This is a genomic window from Pseudomonas sp. P108 (assembly GCF_032613195.1).
In the GTDB taxonomy this organism is placed as follows: domain Bacteria; phylum Pseudomonadota; class Gammaproteobacteria; order Pseudomonadales; family Pseudomonadaceae; genus Aquipseudomonas.
This window is the reverse complement of the sequence record NZ_CP126691.1, coordinates 634,384-647,297: the sequence shown is the minus strand read 5'-3', so window position 1 is coordinate 647,297 and position 12,914 is coordinate 634,384. Positions and strand designations below refer to the sequence as shown.

The following is a 12,914-nucleotide window of genomic DNA, read 5'->3' as shown; positions in this document are numbered from 1 at the left end:
ATTTTGAGAGGCATGGAGATCTGCTCCCTTCCCACTCATCCGCTGGGAAAGAGGGGACAGACCGCGTTGGATCTTGGAGATACGCCGACGTGAAAGTCCTGAGTCGAACTCGGATTTTGAGAAGCATGGAGATCTGCTCCCTTCCCCCTCGTCCGCTGGGGAAAAGGGGACTGACCGGGGTGGCTGTTGGAGATACGCCGAAGTGAAAGTCCTGAGTCGAACTCGGATTTTGAGAAGCATGGAGATCTGCTCCCTTCCCCCTCGCCCCCCATGGGGGAGAGGGTTGGGGTGAGGGGGATGGATCTCCCGGACAACCCAATATCCAGCCCCAGAAATGCACAACGCCAACCCGAAGGTTGGCGTTCTGTTCAGCTCAAGCGATGTTTAGCGCGGTACCACCGGCTTGCGTGTCGGCTTCGGCCCTTTGCCTTTCGCGGCGTCCTTGCGTTCCTTGGCCGCCTGCTGGTTGCGGGCAAACGCCGCGGCCTTGGCCTGCTCACGCTTGTCCCACGGATTACCACCATCACTGGCACGCGGCGGCAGGCCGGTGTGCTGAGTGAGGATCTTGGTGGTCTTCTCTTTGCCTTCCTTCGCCACTTTATGGCTGCCGGCCGGCGTCGAGTTCTTGCGACGGGCGCTCTGGTAGCTGTCGGTAGCCGGCTGGTGCGTCGGGATCAACTGATCCTTGCCCGAACCAATCAGATCGCCACGGCCCATGCGGATCAACGCTTCACGCAGCATCGGCCAGCCTTTCGGGTCGTGATAACGCAAGAACGCCTTGTGCAGACGACGCTGCTCTTCGCTCTTGACGATAGTCACGCCATCACTCTTGTAGGTGACCTTGCGCAGCGGGTTCTTGCCCGAGTGGTACATCGCGGTGGCGGTGGCCATCGGCGACGGATAGAACGCCTGCACCTGGTCAGCGCGGAAGCCGTTGCCCTTGAGCCACAGCGCGAGGTTCATCATGTCTTCGTCGGTGGTGCCCGGGTGGGCGGCGATGAAGTACGGAATCAGGTACTGCTCCTTGCCCGCTTCCTTGGTGTACTTCTCGAACATGCGCTTGAACTTGTCATAGCTGCCGATGCCCGGTTTCATCATCTGGTTGAGCGGACCTTCCTCGGTGTGTTCCGGGGCGATCTTCAGGTAACCACCGACGTGGTGGGTCACCAGCTCTTTGACGTACTCCGGCGATTCGACCGCGAGGTCGTAACGCAGGCCGGAGGCGATCAGAATCTTCTTCACACCCGGCAACGCACGGGCGCTGCGGTACAGCTGAATCAGCGACGAGTGGTCGGTATTCAGGTTCGGGCAGATGCCCGGGAACACGCAGGACGGCTTGCGGCACGCCGATTCGATTTCCGGTGTTTTGCAGGCGATGCGGTACATGTTCGCAGTCGGGCCGCCGAGGTCGGAAATGACGCCGGTGAAGCCCGGCACCTTGTCGCGGATCTCTTCGATTTCGCGAATGATCGACTCTTCGGAACGGTTCTGGATGATCCGGCCTTCGTGCTCGGTGATCGAGCAGAAGGTGCAGCCACCGAAGCAGCCACGCATGATGTTCACCGAGAAACGGATCATGTCGTAGGCCGGGATCTTCTCCTTGCCATACGCCGGGTGCGGAACGCGCGCGTAAGGCATGCCGAACACGTAGTCCATTTCTTCAGTGGTCATCGGAATCGGCGGCGGGTTGAACCAGACGTCGACTTCGCCATGCTTCTGCACCAGCGCACGGGCATTGCCCGGGTTGGTTTCCAGGTGCAGCACGCGGTTGGCGTGGGCATACAGAACGGCGTCGCCACGCACTTTCTCAACCGATGGCAGACGAATCACGGTCTTGTCGCGGGTCATGCGCGGGCTGGCCAGGATCTGTACGACCTTGGCTTCCTGCGGATCTTCGACCGGTCCCTTTTCCTGCTCGATGGCGCAGGCCTGGGTGTCCTGGGTGTTCACGTACGGGTTGATGATCTTGTCGACCTTGCCCGGACGATCGATACGCGTGGAGTCCACTTCGTACCAGTCTTTCGGCGTATCGCGACGAATGAACGCGGTGCCGCGCACGTCGGTGATGTCTTCGATCTTGTGACCGTAGGACAGACGCTGGGCGACTTCGACAATGGCGCGTTCGGCGTTGCCGTACAGCAGGATGTCGGCGCTGGCGTCGATCAGGATCGAGTTACGCACACGATCCTGCCAGTAATCGTAGTGGGCGATGCGGCGCAGGGAAGCTTCGATGCCGCCAAGGACGATCGGCACGTGCTTGTACGCTTCCTTGCAGCGCTGGCTGTAGACCAGGCTCGCGCGATCCGGACGCTTGCCGGCCATGCCGCCCGGCGTGTAGGCGTCGTCGGAACGGATTTTCTTGTCCGCGGTGTAGCGGTTGATCATCGAGTCCATGTTGCCCGCTGCAACGCCGAAGAACAGGTTCGGCTCGCCGAGCTTCATGAAGTCGTCTTTGGACTGCCAGTTCGGCTGCGCGATGATCCCGACGCGGAAGCCTTGCGACTCCAGCAGCCGGCCGATGATCGCCATGCCGAACGACGGGTGATCGACGTAGGCATCACCGGTAACAATGATGATGTCGCACGAATCCCAGCCAAGCTGATCCATCTCCTCCCTGCTCATCGGCAGGAATGGCGCTGGCCCGAAACATTCGGCCCAATATTTTGGATAGTCAAATAACGGCTTGGCTGCTTGCATGTCGACGACCGGTGTTGAAGTGAAAAATCGCGGGCGCGGAATATAGCACAAATTTTGACCAATTCCGACGGCAATGGTCGGTTTCTCTTACAACCGGCGTCGCGCATGCCCGACAACACGTAACAGGCAGAAAAACATCGTTCTAACCCAACATTCATCAGTCAGGCACCTGTGCCGGCTGATGTGACAACCCTTCAAGGATGAAGAAATGTCACCGAAATCGCCCATCAGGGGCACTACCACCGTTGATGTTCATCCACGCCCCGGCAGCCCGAGGGGCGGCCACGTGCCGCATCCGACGATTCCCCTGTCGGCCGGCACGGTACGCGTGCCGGGCCCCCTCACGACAGGCGCCGATATGGAAGCGATCCGGCCGGCACCGTCGATCAGGATCACCCCATCGGCCCCGGCTCCGTCCATCCGTCCGTCAGCCCGGGAACCTTCGCTTGAACAGTACCGGATCAGTGCGCCCGCGTCCCTGCCGGCGCCCGATGTGCACGGCGTCAGAACCTTCAAGGGCCGTCGTTACGTGGATGTACCGAACGGCGGCATTGTGCAGGTCGTCACGGATACGCCATCGGGTCTCTACCGGGCCCGGCTGGCGAGCGAGCTGACGCCTGCCGGGCCGCTGCTGATGCGTGACCGCGAGAGCGGGCTCTGGCATCCGCTGGAGGACGGCAAAAGCATCACCTTCCCCTTGTCCGACACGCGTCTGCAAGATTTTGCGACCGATCTGGACTTTACCGGCGTCCAGGTCGGCCGGGACCGACTGTATCGTTACGGCGGCAAACTCTACGCAGTGATCGGCGATCAGAGTTACCAGGCGCTGCATGACCTTGACGCCTCCTCGCCAGCATTGCCGGTCATGCGCATCGTTCGCCCCGAAGACCCCGTGGCTGCCGACCCTGCCAACGTTTACGTCGGTACACGTGCGGGAAGATCCGAGCCGATTGTCTTTGATGAGCAGCGCGGCTGGGTGGGGACGCTGGTGGGCGGCACGGCAGGCATGCGTCGACGAGCGAATCAGGCGGATGCCCTGCGCGCGGCTGACCTGACGTTCGAGTTACAGACGCTGGAACTGCAATTCAATCAGGCCATGACCACGGGAGAGCAGTTGCACCACCACTGGCAAGCGTTGAAGGGCAAAGAAGGTGAGCGCGCCCATTTGGCGCGCCTCGAAGAACATCATCGGCGGGAGCTGGCGCTACTGGAAAAAACCCTCGACCTGCACACCGACGAAAAGGAACGCATCGTCTCGATCCTGGGGCGTGTCGCTTACCGGGAAAAGATCATCGTGCTGCAAAAGGGGCGCATGCTGACCTACAACCAGCTGATGATCGCCAGCGATTCGCGAAAGTTGCTGGACGGGCCGATTTTCGGCGGCCCGGTTGCCGACCACGCGGCCGTGGCAGCCCATTTGTCGAACAAACTGGAGATCCTCAAAAAGCGTCAGGAAATCGCCGATGAACTCTTGCACAAGTGGCGCCTGTCACCCGAGGACTTGCAAGGCACGGTCTACGATCCGATCGATCTGCACGAAAATGTTGCCTTCTGGATCTACGCCAAAAGCCGCCTGTTTGTCGATGCGGATGCGTCTGTCGATATCAGCAATGCCAGTGCCAGATACCTTGCGTTCTGTTTCGGTGAAGTGACCTTTGCCTTTCGTGCGCTCAAGGAAATTCCCCAGCATGCGCGAATTTCAGTGCTCAGTGACTTGCTGGATCAGACGTCGGCCGTCAAAGCCTCGTACGAAAATCTGCCACTGCCCCCCGGCCTGCAACACGCCAGCTCACGCAGTGAAATCATCGAAGCCATAGAACATTTCGAGCACACGCTGGAACAGCATCTGGATCGCTACCATCAGGAGCAGGAAACCACTCCCGCGCTGCCACCCCACGAACAACCGATCGATTTCGATTTCATCCCGGCACAGGGCCAGAGCCCGCAAGCGGCGGCACCGAGAAAAATGTTCCGCAGCAAGCACCACGGGATCTACAAGATCCGGGTCGGACGGCCACGTCGTACGGCGGCGGGTGAAGACTTGATCGATGTGATGAACCCGCATGACCCGACAGAGGTCCTGCAAACCTACGAACGCCGGGAGGGCGAATGGCGTCGGCAGATGGCCAGGCAAGAAAGAAACCTGTCGACGCTGACTGCTCAGGCGCGGCAGCACCTGGAACAATCCGAAGCGCATTTGAATAGCGCATGGCGCGATGAGAAGGCCAAACGCAACGCCAGCGGTATCGTCGAATTTCTGACTGGCCGGGCCGACGAACTGGACGATCTCGCCCGGCAAATCGAACAAGCGCCAAATCCCGCCGCCAGTGACATCTCCGCGCTGGTGCAACGCCTGCACCACGACAGTCAGCGCCTGCTCCAGGAGGGTGAAAACATTCGTGTGCGGCTCTACAAAGACCCCGACTACCTGAGCAACGACCGCGTGGCGTATCTGATCCGCCACGGGCATCTGAGCGCCACTCGCACGCAGAGCCGGATACCGCTGGGCAAGGGCAACAAAAAGGAATTTCTCGACGTCTACACGCTGAACGACAGTCAGTCCGGCACGGTGCTGTGGTACGCGCACTTCCACTACGCACAGAAGGACAGCCCTTTAGCGGACTTTCAGGCAAAGCGCGGTCACCTCAAGACTCGCCAGCAAAACAGGCTTGGCACGTCGTCCCAGCGCAGGGACGAACAGGCCGGACGCACGCACGTGAAAATCTGGCGTGAGGATATCGACAGCAGAACCGCTCAGAGAATCTTCGAACTGGCCACCTGAACCAGGAGCGCGACTGAACAAGCAAACTTGTCCGAAGGCAGGAAGCCCAACGACGCCTGTCTCTGGGCCAACGCCTGGGGACAACCATTCAAGGATGATAACCATGGCTACAAAAACGCCCGTCAAAGGCACCGTTTCGGTCGACGTCCATACGCGTCCGAATCAAACACCGGAGACACCGACGCCGCACCTCGACAGCACGATCAGCGTCGGCTCAAGCCGGGGCGCAGAGCCGGCGCGGCCGGGTAAAACAGGCTCGGATAACGACCCGGACACCATCAGCCCGGCCCCGCCCATCAAGATTCAACCGGCAACGCCTCACGCTGAAAACCAGGTACCCGCGCAGCAGCCGATCGAACATTATCGAATGGCTGCGTCGGCATCGTTGCCTGCTGTCGACGCCAGCGGATTCAGGACGCACAAGGGCCGCCGCTATGTCGACATGGTCGATGGCGGCATCGTGCTGGTCGCAGTGGACGCTGACACGGGCCTGTATCGGGCCAGACTGGCCAGCGAGCGACTGCCTTCCGGCCCGATGCTGCTACGCCACGCCGACAGCGGACTTTGGCATGCCGTTGATGATCGCCAAATTACTACCGTGCCGCTGACCGGTCCCGACCTGCAAGCCTTTCGCTCGGATCTGGATTTCAGCACGAGCGCACCCGACGGCGACGGCTTGTTTCGACACGATGGCAAACGCTACACGGTTATCCACGGCCATGCGTATCAGGTCATGCTCGATACGGATGCATCTACGCCAGTGCAGAAGGTATGGCGCATCGTCAACGCCAAAGACCCCGTGGCAAATGACAGCGAAAATATCTATCACGCCAGCCGTAGCGGCGAATCACGAGCCATCACGCGTGACGCGCAAAACAGCTGGGCATTTGTTGCCACTGGATTGATGGGGGGCATGCGTCGTGGGGACAGGGTTCAAGCAAACCTGGCGATTCTGTTGCAGCGCTATGCACCCTTCGCTGCAGTTCACAAGGAACTTGTCGAGTCAGCTGCCCGGTATAACAGCCTCTACAGTCAGGCACGCGCTTTGCCCACTGCCAGCTCAGCGCAGACGGCAGCCTTGATCGCCATTGAAGTCCATTTGCTCAAGCACATCAAAAAGCAGACGGACTTCGTCCAGTCACTCGTCGACAACAAGGACTGGATGGTTCATCTAAAGGCCGGCGGCGCATTCAAGGAGGAACTGCACACCTTCCGGCTCGATCGAGTGAGTTACCTGAACCGGCTCATGGCGCTGATGGATTTGCGGGTCTCGCCGATGTTCGAGACGCTGAACGCCGAAACCTGCAAAAAGATGATCACTCACCTGAACAAGAAACTGAAGCTTCTGGAGGATCGGGATGCGGTGATGGGGCAGATCAGAAAAGCGGCCCCCGGGGCGGCCCCCAGACTTGAAGAACTCAGCCAGGAAGTGCCCACGGCCGAGCGTGTCAACTTCAACAAGTTGAGTCTGTACGTACACCTGTTTGCGGGCACGCCGGACCACTCGCCAAACGCGACCATGCCTTCGCTCTCCTCCATCGATCTGTTCTCCGGCGACCTGGAAAACATACCGGCAGGCACGCAACCGCTGGCGTTGATGCTGACCCTTGATCACCTGCGAGGAGACAGAGGCCGCTTTGAAGCCTGGTTGTTGGCAGACCATGTCAAAGCCGAGTACGCCAGAGAAATCCTCGCTCTGACGGACCCCATCGAGAGCAGAATCGAAACACGACTGAACGAGCTCCTGGCTACGTTTGATCGCAATGCCGAGCTCCCCAGCCGGGATCAAGACATCGACATCAACTTCCTTCCACAACAACCAGGCGACAGCGCGACAGCCCGCCCGGCAGCGCCGAGAAAAGTGTTCAGCACCCGCCGGCACGGCACTTCGAGAATCCTCGTCGGCGAGACGGAAACCGCCACGGATGGCAGCACCATCATCAAAGTCTCCAACCCGCTCAAACCAAATGGCCCGGCCGAGCGATACGAGAAAAGGCACGGTGAATGGCTGCCTGTTCGTCCGCCCATTGTCAGCACTCCGCGACCGGAACTGATCGCCGAGGCCAATCGTTTATTGGTTGATGTTGAAAAGCACAGTGCCGAAGCGCGGGCCAGAGAAGCCGCTAAAGACAATCCGACGGAAATTCTTGAAGACCTGGAAAAAGCCATCGACCCGCTCAACGAGCAGGCACGCCGCCTGCAAAACCTCGAAAGCGCGGCCGGGGATGCCGAGATCCAGAACTTGGCCGAACGCCTGCAAACGGCCGCAGACACATTGTCCGCACACGGCCAAAGCGTGCTGGTGCGGATGTACAAGAACAAGGACGTGCTGGACATTTTGCGGCTGAATTATCTGATCGATCACGCTGAGCTGAGTGCCGTCAAAACGGTTGATCGCAAACAGCTGGGCAAAGGCCGGGACAAGTCGTTTCTCGACGTCTATTCGATCCGCGATCACGCCGACAATGCGCCGTTATGGGAAGCGCACTTTCACTACGACAAACACGACAGCGAGCCGCTGAATTTCACCATCAGGGGCAGCCATCTGAAAACCCTCGAACAGAGCAGGCGCGGCATCGAGTCCCAGCGCCGCGACGAACAGGCCGGCCTGCCGCATGTCGCGATCTGGCGCCAGACCTTCGATGGCAAGACCGCACGGAAGATTTTTGCTCTGGCCAGCGACGCGACAGCGGCGATCCGCTAACACCTCCAATCAGGCAATGACGCCGAATACGCCAGCAACTCCGGTCTGCGAGAGTTGCTGGCGACTACAAGGAAAGTACGAAATGCCAATCAAATTGCCGGGCAAAGGCACCCCCTCCAACGACACACACGTTCGACCCACACCCTCGCCAGACGTGCCCCCTGCGCGCGCCGATACGACAGTGCGTCCGGGCTTTGAAACCTTCAGCGAGATCGGTCCGCCACCACGCACCTTCCGGCCGACGGACGACGCTGACCTCGATGCGATTACGCCGGTGCCCACGGTCACTGTTCACCCTTCCCCGTCACCCGCCGAAACGGCGCGCCCTGTCGATCCGCCGCTGGAGCACTACCGGGTCATGGCACCTGTTGGCTTGCCGGCGGCGAATGCCGAGGGTTTCAGGATCTACAAAGGACGCCCCTATGTCGACGTGGTCGATGTCGGGACCGTGCAGGTCGCCAAGGATGCCGACAGCGGTCTGTTCCGGGCGAGGCTGTCCAGCGAATCGAAGCCTTCCGGCCCCGCTCTGCTGCGCGATCCAGACAGTGGGCGGTGGCACAGGCTGGACGACTTCGAACCGATCACCTTTCCCCTGAGCGATACCCGTCTGGCACCGTTTCGCACACCGCTCGCTTTCAACCACTTAGACCCCGACAGCGATGGGCTCCATCGCCTCGACGGCAAACTGTATGCGTTGATCGACAACCATGCCTATCAGGTTCTACACGACCCGGACGCCTCGACCCCACTGGCCAACGTGATGCGCATCGTACGCAGCGACGACCCCGTCGCCAGCGACAGCGCCAACGTGTATGTCGCGACTCGCCCGGGCCGGTCGGAACCGATCGTTTTCGACGCCATACAAGGCTGGGTGGGGACCACCGTGGCCGGGGCCGGAGGAATGAAGCGCAGCGATAGCACAGATGCTTCTGCCGGCCCCGGAATACGGGACTGGCTGTCTAAGGCGCTCAACCGGTTACGCAGTCCGCAATCGCGCGCAAAAAAACTGTTTCCGGACCACACCGATGAAGAACTCGGCCGCTTTATCGAGTCCTTGGGAGATGACGTCACCGGCGGTTTGAGCCATCGCGAAAACGCCTACAAATCCCTCAAGATCGAACTGGATGCCTGGCTGCGGCAATCCGTCAGCGTGTCGCCCCCCAGTGTTTCGCCCAGCCACGCGCAGCAGATCGCCCAAAGTCTCAAGCGCTGCTGGCGTCATCAGAGCGGCGACATTCTCTGGCTCGAAGCCGGGAACGGGCCACTGCCGGCGCTGAAAGCGGATTTCAGCCACGTTCGCCACCTGACATTGCAATCGGTCGCCTGGTCAGACTCCGCCAGTACATTGCTCGGCAACTTCTCCGGTCTGGAAGGTCTGCATATCAGCGGATCAACCCTAAGTGCCGTGCCGACAGCCATTGCACAGATGCCCAACCTGCACAGCCTGGACCTGAGTACGAACCGTATCGCCCTTGATGAACGAGCAGCGGCAGAACTGAGCTCGCTGGGCAATCTCAAGCACCTCGACCTGTCAGGTAACCCATTGGGTAAATCACCTGATTTCTCCGGGATGCCAAACCTCAAGACGCTGAACCTGAGCAACGCACAATTGGATCAGTGGCCAGCAGGTCTGCTCAGCCAGACCCGGCTGACGCATCTGGACTTGCGCAACAACCGTCTGACCGCGGTCCCAGAGGCGAACCTCAATCCGCCAGCCGATCAGTTCGAAGCGCTCGCCCGAATCAACATCGTCACACTGTTGGAGAGCAATCCGTTCCCGCCCGGCTACTGGACAAAACTTGAAGGGTTTTGGCAACGCGTGGCAACCGATCAACCGGAGCTGGGCAACAACGCCGCCGCCGATGCATTCAGACTCCCCAGCGACATGCCCGAGACAGCCAGCGCGCAGCGGGTCTACCCCAATAAAGACCCAAAGCAGTTGCGCGCATTTCTCCTCGCTCTGGATGAAGACGGCAAAGCGCAACTGGCACGACGAGTCGCAGCGCTGGACTCGCTGGAGGCTCAGCTTGACAGCTACGTCAACGGCAGCAAGGCCGACTCGTCAGGCGCAGACACACCGGCCAGAATCCAGGCGCGCCGTGTCGCGGATATCACCAGAGCCTGTTGGCTGGATTCAACGCACACGCTGAGGCTGTCGTTGAACAAAGCGCCACTGCCGCCGCTCAATGCCGACTTCAGTCATGTCAAATCGCTGTTTATCAACACCGCTGCCTGGTCGGGCGACGCCGACATTTTCCTGTCCGCTTTCCCCAATCTGGAACGCTTGGTGATCAATCATTGCGGGCTTGAAGCTCTGCCCGCCCCCATCTCTGCCATGCATAACCTGGTCAACCTGGATCTGGTCAATAATCGCCTGCAATTGACGAAGGACAGCGCGGCGATATTCAGTACCCTGAGCCAGCTCGAGGCGATCAACCTGGGCAACAATCCGGCCCTCGGTTCGACGCCGGATTTCAGCGGTATGTCCAGGCTGAGGCAGGTGCTGCTCAATAACACAGGCATCGAGCAGTGGCCGAGCGGATTGCAGGACAAGCCCGATCTGATCATTGTGGATCTAAGCAACAATCGCTTGAAGGAAGTACCGCCGACCTTCCTTGATCCACCCGCGGAGCAACTGTTGGCGATCGCCCGGGTCAACGCCGCGACCCAACTCGATGGCAACCGCTTTGCAGCCGGTTACGGGAAGAAGTTCGATGACTTTTGGCGGCGCGTCAGTGCAGTTGCTCCCGAACTGCTGACTCACACCAACTTCGATAGCGACAACTCCGTTGCGCGGCGTTACCAACGGCTGTTTCCAGGCAAGAACATGAAGCAGTGCAGGGAATACCTGTGGAGCCTCGACGCGGACACCGTAGTTATCAAGGTGCGCAGTCTCGAACGAGAATTCAAAGTACTGAAACGCCAGCTCGACGATTGGGTTTTTTCCGGAGGGGGCAATCTGGGCGGGTATATTCGCGCCGACCAGCTGGCGCTCAATGCGCAGACCCGGGCAGATCGGGTCACGGCCAGCAACAAGATCATCAGTTGCTGGAGAAGAGAGGGGCCGCAAGCTCACGCCCATGACGGTACTCCCATCGGCCTGGAACTCGATCTCAGCAATCTGCGGCTGCCAAGCCTGCCGGACATAGACGTCGACTTCACTCACGTCGGCTCACTCAAACTCGTCAATATGCACCTGAGCACGTCTCCGGAGGGTTTCCTGACGCGCTTTCGCCACATACGCTGGCTGGATCTGGGACTAAATCAACTGCGCGAACTCCCCCCGGCCATTGGCGAAATGCATGGCCTGACGCGACTGTCTCTGGAAAGAAATCACATCACCCTCACCGCCGACACTGCCCGCGTTCTAGCAAGCCGCACCACCTTGCGAGCCTTGGAGCTGCAGGGAAACCGGCAACTGGGCATCGTCCCGGATATGAGCCAGATCGTCGACCTGCGGTCTGTCAGTCTGGCCCACACAGGGATCGACACCTTTCCCTCTGGCCTCATCCATCAGCCGCGGCTGGATACCATCGAACTGAACAGCAACCGCATCACGGAAATTCCCGACGCTGTCATCGCGCCGCCGAATGATCAATTGGCCAACACGGTGCGCATCAACAACATCACCGACATTTCGAACAATCCACTGTCGGACGCGACAGACGCCCGCCTGCTTCAATACCAAAATCGCCTGAGAGCAGCCGGAACACCGCTGACAGGCGCAAGGAACATCATCAGTACAGCCATCGTACGTCCTGCGCCCTTGCGCTGGATCAGGAATGATCCGATGAAGCGCTGGACAGCGGGATTCTCCGACAATCAAGTGGCTGATCGCAGGCGTCAATGGCAAACCCTGCGCGACCAACCGCGCTCGGACGGTTTGTTCAACACGCTGGAACGCCTGCTGGACACCTCCACCGGTCACCACGAACTTCAGGGACGAGTCTGGAGACTGATCGACAGCATCACCGAAAACACGCCGCAGTCCGAACGCTTGCGCAACGACGTGTTCGATCGCGCAGGCGAAGCGGCCTGCTGTGATCGGGCGGCGTTTACCTTTACCAACCTCGAAGTCATATCAATGATGCACAACGCTGTAGCCCGAGCCAGCGACAAGACTCAGGGGCCTGAACTGTTCAAGCTGTCCAGGGCCTTGTTCCGCTTGCACGAGGTCGACAAAGTCGCCTCGGCGGACATCGCGCAACGCGAAGCAGCAATTGCCGCGGCCAGAACGTCCCATGAGGCCGCGCACCTGCCACCGCCACATGTGCCGGAAGAAATCGAAATCAGGCTGTTCTATCGCCACGGCCTGAAAGACCGCCTGCAGTTGCCTGGGCAACCGGAAAAAATGGGGTTCTCGCATCTCGCCGGCGTCTCCAAAACGCAATTGGAAAACGCTTATCAAACGGTCATTGCGCGGGATAATTCAGTCGAGGAGTTTCAGGCATTGGTGTCGAGGGAGTTCTGGCAAAAATACCTGACCCATAAATATCAGGAAACCTTCGAAACTCAGCGTCAGCCGTTTCAGGACCGGCAGGCGGCTCTCGACGCGTCATTTGAGGCAAAAGAATTGTCGTTCGCCGATTACGACGCCCAATCGAAAGCGATGCAGGCTGAGTGGATGATTGAAGAGGCGGCCCTGATCGACAAACTGAGCCGCGAGGAACTGGCGCAATACACGGCCAGCGGCAGTGATGAAAACGCCGCTGGCACCCGTTCGTAACTGAA

The 12,914-nt window shown here is 59.8% G+C and carries 4 protein-coding genes; 3 read left to right on the top strand and 1 reads right to left on the bottom strand.

Annotated elements, in window-relative coordinates; translation table 11 throughout:
• Positions 1-384 precede the first annotated feature (384 nt).
• Positions 385-2,697, bottom strand: coding sequence for a YgiQ family radical SAM protein (locus tag QOM10_RS02730; protein WP_007915855.1), 2,313 nt, complete (start codon positions 2,695-2,697; stop codon positions 385-387).
• Positions 2,698-2,905: 208 nt separating this feature from the next.
• Between QOM10_RS02730 and QOM10_RS02725 the strand changes: the two genes are divergently transcribed.
• From QOM10_RS02725 to QOM10_RS02715, 3 genes are all read left to right on the top strand, one after another.
• Entirely contained in the window at positions 2,906-5,479 is a 2,574-nt protein-coding gene (locus tag QOM10_RS02725; protein WP_316917530.1) for a hypothetical protein, read from the top strand.
• A 103-nt stretch (positions 5,480-5,582) separates the two neighbouring features.
• Positions 5,583-8,183: a DUF6543 domain-containing protein gene (locus tag QOM10_RS02720; protein ID WP_316917529.1), complete on the top strand. Its 2,601-nt coding sequence runs from the start codon at positions 5,583-5,585 to the stop codon at positions 8,181-8,183.
• 82 nt (positions 8,184-8,265) lie between these two features.
• Positions 8,266-12,909 carry an NEL-type E3 ubiquitin ligase domain-containing protein gene (locus QOM10_RS02715; RefSeq protein WP_316917528.1) on the top strand — a complete coding sequence of 1,548 codons (4,644 nt, stop codon included), beginning with the start codon at positions 8,266-8,268 and terminating at the stop codon, positions 12,907-12,909.
• Positions 12,910-12,914 lie beyond the last annotated feature (5 nt).